This is a genomic window from Streptomyces sp. NBC_00224 (assembly GCF_041435195.1).
In the GTDB taxonomy this organism is placed as follows: Bacteria; Actinomycetota; Actinomycetes; order Streptomycetales; family Streptomycetaceae; genus Streptomyces.
In genome coordinates this window covers 962,898-979,968 of sequence record NZ_CP108106.1, presented here as the reverse complement: position 1 = coordinate 979,968, position 17,071 = coordinate 962,898, and the positions used below count along the sequence as shown (strand labels likewise).

The window sequence follows — 17,071 nt, the reverse complement described above, 5'->3', positions numbered from 1 at the left end:
GGAGGGGCGGCATAGCAAAAGGGACATGCGTGATCAAACGAAAGTTGAGTGATCTCCCTTGTGGGTCACGAAACTTGTTCGCTGTCGATCTTCCCTCTAGGGTGCACTCCGGTCGTTACGGCAGAAACATCTGCCTACGTCAATTGTCGGTCCGCCAACGCGTTTTCCCGCCGCGGCCGGCATTTTTACTCGATACCACGGATGGATTCTGTGAACTTCCCGAGCGCGTCTTTGGGGCAGCTGCCCGACCTGGCTGCCGACCGTCACGGCGAAACGCCGTTCCTGTCCGACACACCCTGGCTCACCTACGGGAAGCCGGTCTCCACCGTCTCCGACTTCGTGGCGGCCGTGCACGATTACGCGGACCGGCTGTGGGCTGCCGGGGTGCGCCGCGACGACGTCGTCGCCGTGGTCAAGCAGAACCATGTCGACATCCAGGCCCTGATGTGTGCCGTGGCCCGGCTCGGAGCGCTGCCGGCGCTGCTGTCGGCCCGCATGGACGTTCCCGAACTCATGCACTGCATCCGGCAGCTGGGATCGCCGGTCGTCGTGATGGACCAGTTCGCCTTCGACCGGACGGCGCCGGAGCACGACGTCCTGCGCACCGTCGCGGGCCGGGTGCTGACGCTGGATCAGACCGACGCCGCGTGGGCGTTGTTCGCCGGTGAGCGCGAGGCCCACCAGGTCGACGTGCGTGACATGGACGAGTGGGCGGTGATCACGCACAGCTCGGGAACCACCGGTGTGCCCAAGCTGGCGGCCCATTCGACCCGTTCCCTCTTCGAGCACGTCGCGCCGCAGCTGGAGATCATCAAGAAGCTCGGCAACGAGGGGCTGTCGGCCAAGCACCTCTCGTTCGTCCACGTCCGGATGAGCGCCGGCACCCTGGCGGCCCTCGAACTCGCCATGCCGCTGCTCGCCATCGCGGACCCCGAGCCCCAGCACGTGAAGAGCCTGCTGCTCCAGCACCGGCCCGAGGGCGTGGAGACGCACCCCAACGTCTATCTGCGGTGGGAGCCGATGGCGGCCGACGCCGAGCGTCCGTTCGCGTCGGTGAGCCGCTTCATCAGCACCTTCGACGCGATGCACCCCGCCACCGTGCGCGCGCTGCTGGCCGGCTCCGACCAGCCGCACGCGATGTACATCCAGGGGTACGGCCAGACCGAGAGCGGCCCGGTCGCCGCCCGCATGGTCACCCGCAAGGACATCGCCGCGTACGAGACGCGCAACGTCGGCTATGCCGCCCCCGGCCGCGAGATGCGGATCACCGGAGCGGACGGTGAGCCCGTCCCCACCGGCGAGGTCGGTTCCATCGAGGTGCGCACGCCGTCCCTGATGCGCGGATACATCGGCGGACAGCCCACCGTGGACGGCTCCTGGCTGGCGATGGGCGACGTCGGCCGTCTGCTGCCCGACGGCTCCCTGGAGCTCCTGGACCGCGTCGTCGACTACACGCCGGAGCTCGGCAGCATCCTGCAGAAGGAGGACGTGCTCCTCGGCCTGCTGCCGGAACTGCTGGAGGTCGTCCTGGTCCCGTGCCGCGAGGGCGGGCCGACGGTCGCCGTCGTCTGCCCGCGCGACGGCGAGGAGCTGGACCCCTCGCGCTTCGACGGCGCGGCGCGCGAGGCGGGCCTGGACGACGTCCGGCTGCTGGTGCGGACCTGGGACGAGCTGCCGATGACCGGGTCGTACAAGGTACGGCGCCTCAAGCTGCGCGAGCAGCTCACCGAGCAGGGGCTGGTGCGCGCATGACCGACCTGTGGAACCAGCTGACCGGCGCCTGCCGCCCGACGACCGTGCTGCACCTGCCGGCGGAGGGACGCGAGGTACCGTTCGCGGACCTCTACCGGGCGGCGGAGCGGACCGCCGGGCAGCTGAGCGCGGAGCTGCCCGGCGGGGACGCTCCCCGCATCGGCCTGCTCATGGCGAACAGCGAGCCGTGGCTGCGCGGCTTCATGGCCACACTGCGGCTCGGCGGCACCGCCTTCCCGCTGCCGATGCCCACCGCCTTCGGCGGCATCCAGGCGTACGTCCACCATCTCCAGGCCATCGCCAAGGACGCGTCGCTCGACGTGATCCTCGTCGACCGCAGCTTCGGCAAGGTCCTGCGCAAGCGGGTCCAGGACGAGCTGTCCGCCGTGCCGTTCCTGGACATCAGCGAGGTCGAGGGCGAGCCCGTCACCACCCCGGTGCCGGTCGGCATCTCCGGGCGGGCAGCGGTCGTCCAGTACACCTCGGGCAGCACCGGCACACCGAAGGGCGTCGTGCTCACGCACGACAACATCGCCGCCGGTCTCCTCGCCATCACCGAGACGCTGTCGTGGAGCGACTCGGACGCCATCGCCATCTGGCTGCCCCTCTTCCACGACATGGGCCTCTTCGGAACGCTGGCCAGCCTGTCGGCGGGCACCTCCGTCTGCCTGTGGCAGCCCCGCGACTTCGTACGGGCCCCGCTGGCCTGGCTGTACGCCATGTCGAAGACCTGCGCCACCGTCGTCCCTTCGCCCAACTTCTTCTACCAGTCGCTGGCGACGGCGGCGCAGCACGAGCCGGTCCCGGACGACCTGGACCTGTCCCGGCTGCGGGTCGCGCTCAACGGGGCGGAGCCGGTGCGCCACCAGACCCAGGAGGAGTTCCACCGGGTCTTCGCCCCCTACGGGCTCTCGGCCGCCGCACCGTGCCCCACCTACGGGCTCGCGGAGGCCACCGTGGCCGTCTCCATGTGCCGCGACGGCATCGCGTCGCGGACCGTGTGGATCTCGCGGGACCAGCACCGCGTCTCGGACCGGGTGGCGTTCACCGATCCGTCGGCGCCGGGGGCGCGCGGCGTGGTCTCGTGCGGAGCGGCCACCCACGGGGTGCGCATCCGCATCGCGGACCACGACGACGCCGATCTCGGCCAGGGCGCCATCGGCGAGGTACAGATCGCCGGCGGGCCGGTGACCGCGGGATATCTCAACCTGCTGCCGGAACAGCAGCCGATCACCGCCGACGGCTGGCTGCGCACCGGCGACCTGGGCTTCCTGCTCGACGACGAGCTCTACCTGACCGGGCGCCTGAAGAACATGATCGTGGTGCACGGCGAGAACTACTACGCGGAGGACGTCGAGAGCATCTTCCGCGGCGTACCGGGCGCCGAGGCCAGCCGCTGCGCCGCCTTCCCGCTGACCGACACCGAGGGCGCCGAGAGCATGGTGCTGCTCTGGGAGACCGCGCTGGAACCGGCCGAGGCCGAACGGCTGAGCCTGGCCGGGACGGACCGGATCAAGTCGGACCTGGGCCTCTCGGCGGTCGAGGTGTTCCCGGTCGCCCTGCAGACGATCCCGCACACGAGCTCCGGCAAGCCCAAGCGAAGCGCCCTGCGCGACCTCTGCGTCACCCAGGACCTGCTCACCCCCCTCCGCGCCAACCGAAACGGAAACGCCTGATGGACACGATCGACCCGACCGACTCCCTGGCCGTGGTGGCCGCCGCGATCGCCGGTGAAGTCGAAATCGCCACGGCCGAGCTCGACCTGGACTGCCCCATCCGCTCGATCCCGGGCCTGGAGTCGGTGAAGCTGCTCCGCGCCATCGCGGAGATCGAGCGCGTACGTTCCGTCGCCATCCCGGACGACTTCCTCTTCGAGGCCGAGACCGCCCGCGAGCTGGCGGGCCTCATCGAGGGCCTGCCCAAGGAGTCGTCATGACGCAGTCGACCGCCGCGGCGGGCTCGCTCACCAAGGCTCTCGGCCAGTTCCACTTCGTTCCCGAGGAGTTCGCCGACTACTCCACGGACCTGGTGACCGCCACCAGGTTCCTGCGTACGGAACCGGAGCAGATCCGCGAACTGGTCGCCGCGGGCCTGCCCCACACGATCGGCGCCGACGGCGAGGTCCTGTGCGACTACGTCGACCTCACCAATGTGGCCGCCTTCGCCGGCAACGGGCAGACCGTGCCCGAACTGGCCCTGCGCTTCCTGATGCGCTTCGCCGCCTCCCCGCTGGAGAGCCTGTACACCGCGCGCGGCTGGGAGGTCGTGGTGCGCCCTCCCCAGCGCAACGGCGAGACCGTGGCCGTACGCGCCGCGGACCTGGAGGCCCCCGGCCTGCGGGTGCACTCCGTGGAGCCCCTGGACCAGGCCGACGGCCCGGCGGGCGACGCCCCGGCCGGCTCCCTCGTTCCCGGCGGCTACCAGATGCGAGTGGAGCTCACCGGTGAGCAGGACACCGTGCGCGACCCCCGCATCAAGGCCGTCTACGACGAGATCATGGCCGCTCTGCTCGACGAGTCGGTGATCTACCAGACCGTCCCGGAGGAGCTGCGGGCCGATCACCGCCGTGCCTGGGAGATGGGCATGGCCGACTGCATCGTGGTCAGCCGGATGCTCGCCGACCGCCTGCGCTCGGAGCTCGGGCTCACGGCGCGGGCCCGCCGCGGCTACCTCCTCGGGCTGCTCGGCAGCGACCACGCCTGGGCGGAGGTCCAGGAGGACGGCCGCTGGAAGACCCTGGACGCGGTCGCCGCGCACCTGGTGAGCGGCAGCCGCCGGGACCTCGGCATCGGCGAGCGGCCCGAGTTCGCGGCGGCCTGCTTCGGCAGCCGGTTCAACCGCTTCCTGCCCTGCGCCACCGACGGCGCCGACCCCCTTGTCTATTTCGGAGACCGGCCCGCCCCGCAGTGGGCGCTGGCCGGTGTGAGTGCGAAGCCTTGGAGTACCTCATGACCGACACACGCCAACTGGTGAGCCAGTGCCTCGACTTCCCGAGCATCCTCGACTCGATCGGTGACGCGGACGACTTCGTGTCGTCCGGAGTGAACTCCGGGGAGGTCATCCGGATCGCGCTGCGCTGCGAGGAGGAGCTCGGCCGCGCCCTCAGCGACGAGGAGCTGGCCTCGCTGAACACCCTGGCGGCTGTCCGGGAACTGCTCGCGGGCGGAGCGGCCTGAGATGTGGATCTCCCAGCTGCTGAGCAACTGGCGGGCCAGAGCGCCCGAACGGCTCGCCCTGGTCGACAGCGCCCAGGAGGTTTCCTGGGACCGGCTGTACGCCACGGTGCACGCCCTCGCGGCGGAGCTGCGGCGCACCACACAGCCCGGCGCCCGCATCGCGGTGATCAGTGCCAACCGGGTCGAGGTCATCGAGCTGTATCTGGCCTGTGCGGTGGCCGGCCGGATCGCCGTGCCGGTCAACCCCATGCTGACGGACTCCGAAGTCCGTTACATCCTGGACTCGGTGGAACCGTCCGCCGGGGCGGCGGACCGGGCAGGAGAGCGGCGCTTCGCCGCGCTCCTGCCGGACCTGGGCGTCATCTCGCTGGAGAACCTGGACGAGTTGCCGCCCGCCGCCGAGGACACGGCGCCTCCGAGCGCTCTCGGCGAGCCGTTCGCGATCCTGCACACGTCGGCGACCACGGGACGCCCCAAGGGTGTCGTCGTCGATCAGCGCTCGATCGCGCTGAACGCCTTCTCCTGGCGCTCGGAGGTGGCGGGCTCGGCGCAGGCCAGGTTCCTCAACGCGGGCCCGCTCTTCCACGGCAGCATGGTCATCGCCCTGGACTACCTGGCGGCCGGTGCCACCGTGCACGTACTGGAGTCCTTCACTCCGCAGGCGTGTCTGAAGGCACTGGAGCGGTGGCGGATCACCCACGCGTTCCTGGTGCCCTCCATGGTCCGGCTCCTGCTGCAGGCCAAGGGGCTCGACGACACCGAACTGTCCGGCTTCGAGCTGCTCCTGCACGGCGCCGCGCCCATGCCCGTGGAACTCGCCGAAGAGGCCGCGAAACGGCTGGGTGTGGAACTCCAGACCATCTACGGCATCACCGAGGGCGGCGGTCCCGCGCTCACGCTCGGCCCGCAGGACCGCCCCGGCCGCACGCCGGTACCCGGTGCGGTCTGCATCGGGCTGCCCATGGCCGGTACCTGCCTGCGCATCCTGGACGAGGACGGTCAGGCCGTCGCGGCGGGCGAACTGGGCGAGATCTGGCTCTCCGGAGACGGCCTGATGCAGGGCTACTGGCGCAACCCCGAGCAGACCGCCGAGGTGCTGCGCGACGGCTGGCTCAACACCCACGACATCGGCCTGGTCGACGACCAGGGCTACGTCTGGTCCGTGGACCGGCGCAACGACCTCATCCTGCGCGGCGGCCAGAACGTCTACCCGGCCGAGATCGAGCACGTCCTGAGGCAGTCGCCGCTGGTGGCGGACGTGGCCGTGGTCCCGGCGCACTCCGCCGACTGGGGGCAGACACCAGTCGCGTTCCTCCAGCTCCGCCCCGACGCCGAGCCCGACGAGGCGGCGCTGCTGCGGCTGTGCGTCACCCATCTGGCCAGCTACAAGCGCCCCAGCCGCTTCGTCCTGGTCGACCAGATCCCCCGTAACCCGGCAGGCAAGATCCTGCGCAAAGTGCTGCGTGACCGGCTGATCCCGCAGCCCGGCTGACGCTCACCATGAGGAGCTGAACACCCCTTGTCCCACACACAGTCAGCAACGGCGCCGGCCGAGAGCGCACCGGATGCCGAGCCCGAGGTCTCCGCCCGGGACACCTGGGCGGTACGCCTCGTCCTGCTCGCGGCCTTCATGGTCCTCGCGGATGTGTCGATCATGAACATCACGGCGCCCGCGATCCAGCAGGACCTGCACGCGGACTTCGGGCAGATCCAGTTGATGGTCGCCGGCTACCAGGCGGCGTACGCGGCCGTCCTCGTCACCGGCGGGCGGCTCGGCGACATCTTCGGCCGTCGTCAGCTCTTCGTGATCGGCTCGATCTGCTTCACACTCGCCTCCGCGGCGTGCGGCCTGGCCGGCTCGCCCGGCCAGCTGATCTCCTTCCGGGTCCTGCAGGGCGCATCGGCCGCCCTGCTCTACCCGCAGGTCATCGCGACGATCCAGATCGTGCTGCCGCCCGCGCGCCGCATGGCCGCGCTCGGCACCCTCGGCGCGGTCATGGGCATCGCCACCATCGCGGGGCCCCTCGGGGCGGGCGGGCTGATCGAGGCCGATGTCGCCGGACTCGACTGGCGCCCGATCTTCCTCATCAACATCCCGATCGGGCTGGTGCTCGTCGTCGCGGGCCTGAAGCTGATGCCCACGGTCCGGAATCTGGCCAAGCAGCGCCTCGACCTCGGCGGGATGGTCCTGAGCGTCGCGACCCTGCTCTCGCTCATCGTGCCGCTCACCGTCGGGCGCGCGCAGGACTGGCCCACCTGGTCGTGGGTCCTCCTGGCTCTCTGCCCGCTCCCGGGCGTCCTCTTCGTCCTGCTCCAGCGCAACCTGGGCCGCAGCGGCGGCAGCCCCCTGGTCCCCGCCTCGCTCTGGGCGGACCGGGCCTTCCGCGGCGGCGCGCTGCTGTACCTCGTCTTCTTCAGCGCGGCCATCTGCTTCTTCCTCTACTACGCGGTGCTGCTTGAGTACGGATACGGCTTCAGCCCGTTCCGTGCCGCCCTGAGCGCGGCGCCGTACGCGGTGGGCACCATGGCCTCGTCGCTGGCGGGCCGCAAGCTGATCCCCTCCTGGGGCGCCCGCAGGGTCGCCGTCACCGGTGCGTGCGTCTGCGCCGCCGGCACGCTGACCATGCTGCCCGTGGTCCACCTGGTGCAGGAGTCCTCCGTGGCGCTGGCCCTGGTGCCGTCCCTGGTGGTGACCGGAGCGGGCATGGGCATGGTGATCGCGCCCCTGCTCACCCTGGTGCTCTCGGGCATCCGCAGCACCGAGGCCGGGGCGGCGGCCGGGCTCCTCTCCACCGCCCAGCAGATCGGCAGCGCCCTCGGCGTCCTGGTCATGGGCTGGCTCTTCCTGCTGCCCACCCCCGACGACGCCCTCGACGGAGCCAGGGCGTCCCAGCTCACGACGGGACTGGGCTGGGGACTGGTCTTCGAGACCGTGGTGTTCCTGATCTCCGCGGCTCTCATCGCCAAGCTGTCCAAGCCCGCCGTTGCCGGGCAGTAGACCCCCGTACGGTGGCGTTCTCCCCCAAGGGGACGCCACCGTATGGACGCTGGGCACAGGACGCGTCGCCGTGGGCGTCGCTTCCGTGCCCGGCCCCGCGGACGACCCGGCCCAGCACCTCGCCGGAAGGGCAGCACTGCGGGCCGCCCTCTCGGCGCTGGGCATGGACCTTCCGCACGTCCCCCGGCCGACGGGGGGCGGGCCGCCGCCCGCTCCGCACGGAACCGCCACCTCGATCACCCACAAGGACTCCGTCGCGGTGGCGGCGGCCTGGCATCCGGCGGGCCCGCTGGGCACGGACGCGGCCGTGTACGGCATCGGCGTCGACGTGGAACGCGTCGGCTACCTCCCGGACCGCGCGGCCGCCCTGCTCAGCGTGCCCGCCGAGCGGGAGCGGTTCGCCGCCGTCGCCGGGTGGGAGGACCCGGCCCGCATCCTCTGCGCGAAGGAAGCCGCCTACAAGGCGGACCCGCTGCTGCGGAACGCTCCGTTCCTGCCTCGGCAGGTGCCCCTGCGGCCGCTGTCGGCGACCGCCGCGGCCTGCGCGGAACCACACGGTCGGGGGCTCGTCGCCACCCGGCGCAGCCTCGACTACTGGATCTCCATATGCCTGACCTTCATCTGACACCGCCCACCGGGTTCCCCGCTCCGCTGGTCCCCACGCGCCATCGGCGCACGCTGGACGAGATCGTCGCCGGCACGGCCCGCAAGGCTCCCTGCGTCGAACACCTGCGCCTGCCCGGCATCGAGGGCTGGGAGTACGGCCGGGTGCACGGCCGCGCCACGGTGCCCGCGGACTACCTCGGAGACCACGGCGTGGTCTTCGGCGGCTACATCGCCTCCCTGGCCGACCAGTTCTGCGCTCTCGCGGTGCTGACCTGTCTGCCCGACACCCACGACTTCCTGACGGCCGAGCTGAACACGAAGTTCCGGCGCCCGCTGTCCACCGAGCCGACGCTCATCACCGCGGAGGTCACCGAACTGACCAGCCGCTACGCCATCGCCACCGTGAAGATCAGCCAGAACGACGCCGTCGCCGCCGAAGCCACGGCCACCCAGATACTGCGGAGTGTTGCATGACCCGGATAGCGATCATCGGCGCCGGCCCCGGCGGCAGTTGCGCCGCGCTGGAGGCGAAGCGGCAACTCGGCGAGCACGCGGACGTGACCGTCTTCGAGCGCGACCCGGGCCCCGGCGGCGGCTTCGGCGTGGTCCTGCCTCCCACCACGTTGGCGCGTCTGGCGGCGGCCGGCCACAGCTGGGTCAAGCCGCTGCGGGCCCAAGTCCCGTCCTGGAACCGCATGGAGATCCGTGTCGACGGCACGTCCGTCGTCAGCCGCGGCCATCCGCTGATCGCCGTCCCGCGCGCCGAACTGCTGGCGGCGATGCACACGGCCGTGCGGGACGCCGGCTGCGACCTCCGCTACGACTCGCCGGTCACCGCGGCCGACCTGGTCGACGACTTCGACCTCGTCATCGCCGCCGACGGGGTCCACAGCGCCTCGCGTCCCGGATCCCCGCCCGGTGCGGAGCAGGAGCGGGCGCCGGGGCAGGCGGGGGAGGGGGCGCGGGAGGAGGAGAACCCGTTCGCCTTCATGTGGATGGCGACCACCCAGCCGTTCGCCCAGCTCACCTTCATCCTGCGCGGCACCCCGTGGGGGGTGTTCACCGCGCACGCCTACTCGTACTCCGCCACACACTCCACCTTCATCGTCGAGGCCCACCACACCGCCTGGCAGGGGCTGCTCGACCACTACGCGGACAAGACGCACGGGATGACGCCGAACGAGGCGATCCAGAGCGCCTGCGCCGAGGTCTTCGCCGCGGACCTGGACGGCCATCCGCTGAGCGGAGCCACCCAGAACCGGCCGCGCGCCTTCGCCGACGTGGCGCTGCCCACCTGGATCGGGCCCAAAACCGCACTGGTCGGCGACGCCGCGCACACGGCCCACTTCTCGATCGGCTCCGGTACCACGCTGGCGATCGACGACGCCCACAGGCTGATCTCGACGGTCGCCGCCCACGGGCCCGGACGGCTGGACGAGGCCCTGATCCAGTACGACACCGAGCGCAGGTCCCAGGTGGAAGCGGTCCAGGAGATCTCCCGGCAGAGCCTTCGGTGGTGGCACGGCCTTGAGCACCGCTGGGGAAGGCTTGCCCCCGACCGGCTGGCCTGGTCGTTGATCACACGCACCGGACTGTTCTCGCTGGACGTCCTGCGCTCAGGCGACCCCGAGCTGGCGGACACCCTGCTGAGGCCGGAGACCGTCCCCCAACCGCTCCCGGTCGGCGCGGGCCCCGAGATACGCGTCGCGGCGGGCCTGTCCCGGCACCGCGTCCGCGAGCTCATCGCCGCCGCGGGCACCGGCGACACCACGGTGACCTGGGACTCCGGCCTCACCGCGGCGGACCGGCTCGCACTGGTCGACGCCTTGCAGGAGGTCCGGGAACCGGCACACCTGAGGGGCCTGGGCCGGACCGTGCTGCGAGCACCGGCGAACGAACGGTCGTGGGCCGAGAGCCAGGTGGTCGCGGGCCGGGCCAGCGACATCTGCACCTGACGCCTCCGCCTTCTCGACGCCAGTAGAATCGATGGTTATGGCCGATACCCAATACGAAGACCTGTTGCGGCTGGTGCTCACCTCCGGGACAGCCAAAGCCGACCGGACGGGCACCGGTACCCGAAGTGTCTTCGGGCACCAGCTGCGCTATGACCTCTCGCAGGGGTTCCCGCTGGTCACCACGAAGAAGGTGCACCTCAGGTCCATCGTGTACGAGCTGCTGTGGTTCCTGCGCGGCGACTCGAACGTCGGCTGGCTTCAGGAGCACGGCGTCACCATCTGGGACGAGTGGGCCGACAGCAACGGCGACCTCGGTCCGGTCTACGGGGCGCAATGGCGCTCCTGGCCCACCCCGGACGGCGGGCACATCGACCAGATCAGCGAAGTTCTCGACACGCTGCGCCGGAACCCGGACTCCCGCCGGATGATCGTCTCCGCCTGGAACGTCAGCGAGCTGAACAAGATGGCGCTGGCCCCGTGTCACGCCTTCTTCCAGTTCTATGTCGCCGACGGCAAACTCTCCTGCCAGCTGTACCAGCGCAGCGCGGACCTGTTCCTCGGCGTCCCGTTCAACATCGCCAGCTACGCGCTGCTCACGCACATGGTGGCGCAGCAGGTGGGCCTTGAGCCGGGCGACTTCATCTGGACCGGCGGCGACTGCCACATCTATGACAACCACGTCGAGCAGGTGCGCGAGCAGCTCTCGCGTACCCCGTTCGAGTTCCCTCAGCTGCGGCTGGGCAAGGCCGACTCACTGTTCGACTACGCCTTCTCCGACGTGGAGGTGCTCGACTATCGGCACCACCCGGCCATCAAGGCTCCGGTGGCGGTGTGAACATCGGGCTGATCTGGGCGCAGACCCCCGACGGCGTCATCGGCGCGGACAACGCGATTCCGTGGCGTCTGCCTGAGGACATGGCGCATTTCAAGGCGACCACCCTCGGCCATCCGGTGGTGATGGGGCGCAAGACCTGGGATTCGCTGCCCGTGCGGTTCCGCCCGCTGTCCGGGAGGCGGAACATCGTGGTCACACGTGATCCGCGGTGGGCGACCGAAGGGGCGGAGCGCGCCGGCTCCATCGCCGAGGCGCTGGAGCTCGCCGCCGAGCCGTCGGAGCCGGCAGCCGTCCCCGCTGAGACAGCTGAGACATGGGTGATCGGCGGCGGGGAGATCTACCGTGCCGCTCTGGGATACGCCACGACGCTCTCGGTGACGGAAGTCGACGCGGCGGTGGACGGCGACGCCTATGCCCCGACACTCGGCCCGGAGTGGAAGGTCGCCGAGGACCAGGGCTGGCAGTCCTCGGCGTCGGGGCTGCGCTACCGCATTCGCAGGTACACCCGGACCGGCCGGCCCGGGGTGTCGGTATAGCGGTCAAAGAGATCGTGATCTCCAAGGAACGCGCCGTCGAACTCGTCGAGTCCTTCCTGGCCGGAGAGCGGCTGACGTGGCCGTGGCGGGGGCCGGCCCCCGAGCTGGCCGTCTACTGCGTGGAGGAACACGCGGTCGGCTGGCTCGTCTTCTGGAACACGGCGGAGTCCGTCCGCACCCATGGCGTGCGCGGCAACCTCATGGGCGGCGGCCATTACCTGGTGGACCGGCACGACGGGAGCATCCATCACGTCCCCGCCGCCGGGTGGTTGGACGAGGGCTGGGAGGAGCACTACCTTCTGCAGACCAAGGGCATCAGACCACCGGATCCACTGGCCTCCTCTGTGCGCGCGCTCGTGCACTCCGCCGGGGTCGTGGCCGCGATGAGCCACCTGCGCAGGCAGGCCCCGCGACTGAGCCTGCAGGAGGCAAAGGCCTACGTCATGGCCGTTCGGGACGGCGCCGAACCACCGGAAGAGCTGGCGAGCCTTACGCGGAAAGAGAAGACGTGGCCGCTTCTGCCCATCGAAACGCTGGCCGGTCCGGTCCAGTAGAGGTCTGGCTGGGGGCGAGGCCGTGAGCGTGCGGCTGGTCCACGTCCGGTCGGTCAGGCGGTGTCGAGGCCGTCGATCAGGCGGTTGAGGAACCGGGTGAAGGTGGCTTCGGGGGTGAGGGCGCGCCCGGGGGCGGAGAGTGCTTCGGCGAGTTCCGGGTGGTGGCCGTCGGCGGCGACGGCGATGAGGTAGCGGGCCTCGGCCGCACCCCGGTCGGGGGATCGGGTGGCTGCGGCCTGGGCGATCTCGTAGCTGACGTGCCCGGACACGAAGGCGGTGAGTTGGGCGAAGATCTCCAGCTTTGCCGCACCGTCCAGTCCGGTGGGCCTGAGGGCGGCGAGGGCGCGTTCCAGGAAGGCCAGGGTGTTGGGGCCGGGGGTGCGGCGGGTGGCCAGGGCGGCGGGTAGCCAGGGGTGTCGCAGCATGTGATCGCGTTGGAGGCGGGCGATGGTCTTCAGGTCGGCTCGCCAGTCGCCGGTGAGTGGGTCCGTGGCCGGGAGTTCGCCACTGACGTGGTCGACCATCAGTTCCAGCAGTGTCTCCTTGTCGGGGGCATAGCTGTAGAGCGACATGACACCGGCTCCGACCTCGGCCGCGACCCGCCGCATGGTGACTGCTTCGAGTCCCTCCGCGTCCGCGAGGGTGACGGCTGCCGCCGTGATCGCCTCACGGCTGAAGGAGGGCCGGCGGCCCCTGCGCGGTTCGGTGGGACGCAGCCAGAGCTTTTCGGGGTCGACGCCCGTGGCGCCGGGTCCTGCGTCATGGGGCACGGTCTCGCGCTCCTTCCCTGGTTGTCGCGGTGGGCTCTTGCCAAGGTCATCCAAGCATCCTCTATTCTCGTACACTGTACGGAATGAAGGAGGGGAACTATGCCATCACGCATGTCCGACACCGTGGCCGCGCCGTCCTGGGCGCCACCTGCCGCAAAGCCGCCGCTGTCCTCACGGATGATGAGGGCGACCTGGCGAGGACTTCCGGCGAAGCGGCACTCTGTGGGATGGGAGCCGGGGCTCGTGGTGCCGGCCGCCGACGGCAGGCCGTTGATCACCGACCACTACTTCCCACGCGAAGAGGGCGACTTCCCCACCCTCCTGGTCCGCTCGCCCTACGGCCGGGGCCTGCCGTGGTCTCCCATGTACGGCCTGCTCTTCGCCGAACAAGGCTTTCACGTGGTCCTGCAGAGCTGCCGCGGCACCGGCGGCTCGGGTGGTGCCTTCGACCTGTGGCGCAACGAGGTCGCCGACGGGCAGGCCACGGTGTCGTGGCTGCGCGAACAGCCCTGGTTCAACGGAGTACTGGGGACCGTCGGCCCCAGTTACCTGGGCTACACGCAATGGGCCCTTGCCGCCGACCCACCGCCTGAACTGAAGGCGATGGTGGTGCAGATGGGCCTGCACGACCCCTACGCCCTGTTCCACGCGGACGGTGCGCTACGCCTGGAGAACGCCCTCGCCGTCGGTGCGGGCATGACCTACCAGCACCAGGGCATGGGACCGTTCGTGAAGGCGACGCTGCGCCTTCAGCGCCGCCTGCGTGACGTCACTACCGCGCAGCCCTTGCGCGGGGCGTACGTGTCCGCCCTCGGGGGCGAAGTGCCCTGGCTGGACGACGTCATGACGCACCCGGACCCCAAGGACGCGTACTGGCAGGGTGCGTCGCTGGCGCAGTCGGCGGAGCGGCTCAGCGTGCCCACGAGTCTGATCACCGGATGGCATGACGTGCTGGCCGACCAGACCTTCGAGCAGTATGACCGGCTGCGGCAGGCCGGATGCGAGACCGCTCTGCTCGTCGGCCCCTGGACACATACCTCCGCCTTGCAACAGGGATGGCCCGAGGTGTTCGCCGAGAGCCTCGCGTGGCTGCGCGCCCACCTGTATGCCGACCCGTCCGGCCTGCGCCCGACCGCGGTGCGTGTGCACACCGGCGGCGAAAACGCCTGGCGGGACCTCGACGAGTGGCCGCCAACCACGGCTGCCACCTCGTGGTATCCCGTCCCGGGCGGGACCCTCATCCAGCAGGCCCCCACCGACTCCGCACCACTGACCTCATTCCGCTACGACCCGGCCGACCCAACCCCCTCCATCGGCGGCCCTCTGCTCTCGCGCACCGCCGGTTCTCGCGACAACAGCGCCCTGGAAGGCCGAGCTGACGTCCTGACGTTCACCGGCCCCCCACTTGCCGAGGCCGTGGACATGGTGGGCCCGGTCTCCGCTCGGCTGAGCATCTCCACGGACACCGGCCACGCCGACATCTTCACCCGCCTGTGCGACGTGGACCCGCAAGGCCGCTCCGTCAACATCTGCGACGGACTGGGCCGGGTTCGGACAACTGAGCATGAGCCGTCGCAGGTCACCGTGCCGATGAGCGCCACCGCCCATCGCTTCGCCGCAGGTCACCGCATACGTTGGCAGATCAGCGGAGGCGCCCATCCGCGCTACGCCCGGAATCCCGGCACCGGGGAGCCACAAGTGGACGCCACCACCTTCGCACCGGTGAGCATCACACTCCACACGGACTCGGCGTTGATGCTTCCCCACGGCTCCGGGCCCACGTGATCTCCAGCTCCCCGCGGCGACGGGAGCCGCTTCATGATCGGGCAGGATGGAGCGCATGCCTGATGCCCCGATACGTCGCACGCGGCCCTACGACGACGACCTGATCGCCCCCGCTCTCAGCGGGCTCATCGAAGGTTCCGGATACTGGCGGGCCGGTACGCTCGCCGGATTCGCCGACGTCGGGGACTACTTGGCCGGTCGCGGCGAGCGCGTCCCGGACCAGTACAAGGGGTGGGGCTGGTCCCGGTTCATCGGACGCATCGGTGCTGTGGCGCTCCGGGCCAGCGCCTTCCACGTCCGGCCCGATCTACGGGAAGTCCTCCTGCACATGCTGGAGGTATGGGCCGGGACCCCCTTCGCCGACCCGGACGTACGGCGCCGGATGCGTACGGGGACCATCGAGCTCGCCGAGGACCGCGTGTACGCCGCGCGCGACGGCGAGGGAACCGTGCTGGTGCTGCACGGGCTCGGCGCGGGGGAGAAGGGGCGGCACTTCGTCGAGCTGCGCACGGGGGAGGCCGATGCGCCCGCGCCCGGGCGGATCGTCGAGGCCGAGCCCGTGCCCTCGGCCAGTTGGGAGACTCCGGAACGGCTGCGCCGGCTCGCCGGTCTCGTACGAGAGCACGGTCCGGCTCCCTGGGACCGTGCGGCGGCCACGGCGCTCGCCCAGGCGACCGGGCTCAGCCGTGCCGCGGCCGCACTGCTGCTCGCCGGCATCCCCGATGTGTCGTACGGGTGTCGGGGCCTGGACACCGAGGCGCGCAAGGTCATGGGGCTCAAGCAGTCCGAAGCCGACGCCGGAGAACGCGAGTTGATCGCTCTGAGGGTGCACGCGCGTCTCGATCTGCTGGCCGCCGTACTGCCCGACGAACCGGAGCAGCTGTGGCACCCGGGCGGGCAGGCAGCGCTCGCCGAGCGCATCGCCGAAGCCTGGCGCACTCAGCACGGCGTGCGCCCCGCGATCCCGGAGACGACGCTCGCCGTGGCGGCCGAGCACGACACCGTGCGCATGGCTCCGGCCGCGGTCTGCACGCTGTTCGCCGATGCCACGAGTGATCCGGTGCTCACCCGTGACCCCGACACCCGGCTGCGAGCCAGCAGCGTCATCGGCCACGGCTGGGAAGGCGAGGAAGGGTTTCACTTCAAGGAGCGCCTCTCCGTGGCCTGCGAAGCCATCGACTGGATCTATGCCGAACTTCCCGCGGGAGATCCCGTACGCGAGGGTGTTCCGCAGGTGGTTTCGCTGCTGCGTGAGCGTCTGGCACACCCGCGGCTGCTGCTCGACGCCGACGGCAACCGCCTGCGCGGCCGGACCGTCGCGGATCTGTGGCCGGCCTTTCCCGGTGCCGAAACGTACGGGGACGCGGTCGAGCCGCTGGACCATCCCACGCTCGACGACGGACTGGTCGTCGTGGCCGAGGCGGGGTTCGACCGGCGTGGCGAGCGGGGTGCTCCGGGCATCTACTTCCGGCCCGGCAAGTACGGGGCGGACGAGCGCTCGCAGCGGCTGGAGACCGTCGTCGACAGCGAAGGGTCCAACCTCGCCCGCGTCCGCTGGCTGCGGGGGGCCGCCTGCGAACGCGTCGTGGAACGGATCACCTCCCAGGCCCTGCCGCCCGGGCACTACGAGACCGATCCCCGTCTCTCCGTACCCGACGTGGTCGACGAGATCGCCGCGAAGGCAGGCCTCGGCACCGATGCGGCGGCACTGTATCTGCAGTTGCTCGCGCTGCCCGCACCCACCGACCGCAGAGTCCGCCGCTGGAACCACTGGACGCCCGCCCACCACAAGGCGGTCACGACCGAACTCGTCGGGGCGTCCCTGGTGGTCGTCGACCGGCGGCCCCGGGCCGGGCGTGGCGTGTTCCTGCCCGGTGACTGGGCCGCCGCGGACAAACCGTTCCACCCGATGGAAACCTGGAAGGCCGAACTGCTCGGCGCCCGGCTGATCGCGGGCAAGGTCCGCTCCGTGCCGGTCGCCGGACCGCTGCCCGAACTCTTCGCGCGCGCCTGGCAGTCGCGTCCCCGATGACGGAAGTCACTCCCGTATCGGACGGATCTGCTCAGGTGGATCGGCGTCCTGCCCGGCTGCTGGTCATCAGGG

Annotated in this window: 16 protein-coding genes; 15 read left to right on the top strand and 1 reads right to left on the bottom strand. The window is 70.9% G+C overall.

Annotation, left to right across the window (positions count from 1 at the left end):
- The first annotated feature begins 201 nt into the window (after positions 1-201).
- The 13 genes from OG965_RS04205 to OG965_RS04145 all read left to right on the top strand — a co-directional run bounded on the left by OG965_RS04205 (position 202) and on the right by OG965_RS04145 (position 12,412).
- A complete protein-coding gene (locus tag OG965_RS04205) occupies positions 202-1,752 on the top strand; it encodes an AMP-binding protein (protein WP_371649218.1) in 1,551 nt (516 codons plus the stop codon).
- Complete coding sequence (locus tag OG965_RS04200; RefSeq protein WP_371649216.1) at positions 1,749-3,428, top strand: AMP-binding protein; 1,680 nt, start codon at positions 1,749-1,751, stop codon at positions 3,426-3,428. Before OG965_RS04205 ends, OG965_RS04200 begins: the two co-directional genes overlap by 4 nt.
- Positions 3,428-3,688, top strand: a complete 261-nt coding sequence (locus OG965_RS04195; RefSeq protein WP_371649214.1) for an acyl carrier protein — start codon at positions 3,428-3,430, stop codon at positions 3,686-3,688. The genes OG965_RS04200 and OG965_RS04195 overlap by 1 nt, the downstream gene beginning before the upstream one ends.
- Positions 3,685-4,704 (top strand): transglutaminase domain-containing protein, encoded by a 1,020-nt coding sequence (locus tag OG965_RS04190; protein ID WP_371649212.1) that lies wholly within the window; start codon positions 3,685-3,687, stop codon positions 4,702-4,704. The genes OG965_RS04195 and OG965_RS04190 overlap by 4 nt, the downstream gene beginning before the upstream one ends.
- Positions 4,701-4,928: an acyl carrier protein gene (locus tag OG965_RS04185; RefSeq protein WP_371649210.1), complete on the top strand. Its 228-nt coding sequence runs from the start codon at positions 4,701-4,703 to the stop codon at positions 4,926-4,928. The genes OG965_RS04190 and OG965_RS04185 overlap by 4 nt, the downstream gene beginning before the upstream one ends.
- Before the next feature lies 1 nt (position 4,929).
- Positions 4,930-6,420 carry a class I adenylate-forming enzyme family protein gene (locus OG965_RS04180; RefSeq protein WP_371649208.1) on the top strand — a complete coding sequence of 497 codons (1,491 nt, stop codon included), beginning with the start codon at positions 4,930-4,932 and terminating at the stop codon, positions 6,418-6,420.
- 27 nt (positions 6,421-6,447) lie between these two features.
- Positions 6,448-7,926, top strand: a complete 1,479-nt coding sequence (locus OG965_RS04175; RefSeq protein ID WP_371649206.1) for an MFS transporter — start codon at positions 6,448-6,450, stop codon at positions 7,924-7,926.
- A gap of 70 nt (positions 7,927-7,996) precedes the next feature.
- Positions 7,997-8,551: a 4'-phosphopantetheinyl transferase superfamily protein gene (locus tag OG965_RS04170; RefSeq protein ID WP_371649204.1), complete on the top strand. Its 555-nt coding sequence runs from the start codon at positions 7,997-7,999 to the stop codon at positions 8,549-8,551.
- Positions 8,533-9,006 (top strand): PaaI family thioesterase, encoded by a 474-nt coding sequence (locus OG965_RS04165; protein ID WP_371649201.1) that lies wholly within the window; start codon positions 8,533-8,535, stop codon positions 9,004-9,006. The genes OG965_RS04170 and OG965_RS04165 overlap by 19 nt, the downstream gene beginning before the upstream one ends.
- On the top strand, positions 9,003-10,487 hold the full coding sequence (locus tag OG965_RS04160) for an FAD-dependent monooxygenase (RefSeq protein WP_371649199.1): 1,485 nt from the start codon (positions 9,003-9,005) through the stop codon (positions 10,485-10,487). Before OG965_RS04165 ends, OG965_RS04160 begins: the two co-directional genes overlap by 4 nt.
- Before the next feature lie 37 nt (positions 10,488-10,524).
- Complete coding sequence (locus tag OG965_RS04155; RefSeq protein ID WP_371649197.1) at positions 10,525-11,322, top strand: thymidylate synthase; 798 nt, start codon at positions 10,525-10,527, stop codon at positions 11,320-11,322.
- Positions 11,319-11,858: a dihydrofolate reductase gene (locus tag OG965_RS04150; protein ID WP_371649195.1), complete on the top strand. Its 540-nt coding sequence runs from the start codon at positions 11,319-11,321 to the stop codon at positions 11,856-11,858. The genes OG965_RS04155 and OG965_RS04150 overlap by 4 nt, the downstream gene beginning before the upstream one ends.
- 14 nt (positions 11,859-11,872) lie before the next feature.
- Entirely contained in the window at positions 11,873-12,412 is a 540-nt protein-coding gene (locus tag OG965_RS04145) for a YrhB domain-containing protein (RefSeq protein ID WP_371649193.1), read from the top strand.
- A 53-nt stretch (positions 12,413-12,465) separates the two neighbouring features.
- On the opposite strand, the gene OG965_RS04140 is transcribed toward OG965_RS04145, so the two are convergent.
- Positions 12,466-13,182 (bottom strand): TetR/AcrR family transcriptional regulator, encoded by a 717-nt coding sequence (locus OG965_RS04140; RefSeq protein WP_371649191.1) that lies wholly within the window; start codon positions 13,180-13,182, stop codon positions 12,466-12,468.
- 180 nt (positions 13,183-13,362) lie between these two features.
- On the opposite strand from OG965_RS04140, the gene OG965_RS04135 reads away from it, so the two are divergent.
- Both OG965_RS04135 and OG965_RS04130 read left to right on the top strand, forming a co-directional pair.
- On the top strand, positions 13,363-14,967 hold the full coding sequence (locus tag OG965_RS04135) for a CocE/NonD family hydrolase (RefSeq protein ID WP_371656839.1): 1,605 nt from the start codon (positions 13,363-13,365) through the stop codon (positions 14,965-14,967).
- A 55-nt stretch (positions 14,968-15,022) separates the two neighbouring features.
- Positions 15,023-16,999 (top strand): hypothetical protein, encoded by a 1,977-nt coding sequence (locus OG965_RS04130; protein ID WP_371649189.1) that lies wholly within the window; start codon positions 15,023-15,025, stop codon positions 16,997-16,999.
- Positions 17,000-17,071 lie beyond the last annotated feature (72 nt).

What these genes read in the sequence shown, in the direction of transcription:
- OG965_RS04205 (WP_371649218.1), top strand. Translation starts at nt 202, where the DNA reads ATGGATTCTGTGAACTTCCCGAGCGCGTCTTTGGGGCAGCTGCCCGAC.
- OG965_RS04200 (WP_371649216.1), top strand. Translation starts at nt 1,749, where the DNA reads ATGACCGACCTGTGGAACCAGCTGACCGGCGCCTGCCGCCCGACGACC.
- OG965_RS04195 (WP_371649214.1), top strand. Translation starts at nt 3,428, where the DNA reads ATGGACACGATCGACCCGACCGACTCCCTGGCCGTGGTGGCCGCCGCG.
- OG965_RS04190 (WP_371649212.1), top strand. Translation starts at nt 3,685, where the DNA reads ATGACGCAGTCGACCGCCGCGGCGGGCTCGCTCACCAAGGCTCTCGGC.
- OG965_RS04185 (WP_371649210.1), top strand. Translation starts at nt 4,701, where the DNA reads ATGACCGACACACGCCAACTGGTGAGCCAGTGCCTCGACTTCCCGAGC.
- OG965_RS04180 (WP_371649208.1), top strand. Translation starts at nt 4,930, where the DNA reads ATGTGGATCTCCCAGCTGCTGAGCAACTGGCGGGCCAGAGCGCCCGAA.
- OG965_RS04165 (WP_371649201.1), top strand. Translation starts at nt 8,533, where the DNA reads ATGCCTGACCTTCATCTGACACCGCCCACCGGGTTCCCCGCTCCGCTG.
- OG965_RS04160 (WP_371649199.1), top strand. Translation starts at nt 9,003, where the DNA reads ATGACCCGGATAGCGATCATCGGCGCCGGCCCCGGCGGCAGTTGCGCC.
- OG965_RS04155 (WP_371649197.1), top strand. Translation starts at nt 10,525, where the DNA reads ATGGCCGATACCCAATACGAAGACCTGTTGCGGCTGGTGCTCACCTCC.
- OG965_RS04135 (WP_371656839.1), top strand. Translation starts at nt 13,363, where the DNA reads ATGAGGGCGACCTGGCGAGGACTTCCGGCGAAGCGGCACTCTGTGGGA.
- OG965_RS04130 (WP_371649189.1), top strand. Translation starts at nt 15,023, where the DNA reads ATGCCTGATGCCCCGATACGTCGCACGCGGCCCTACGACGACGACCTG.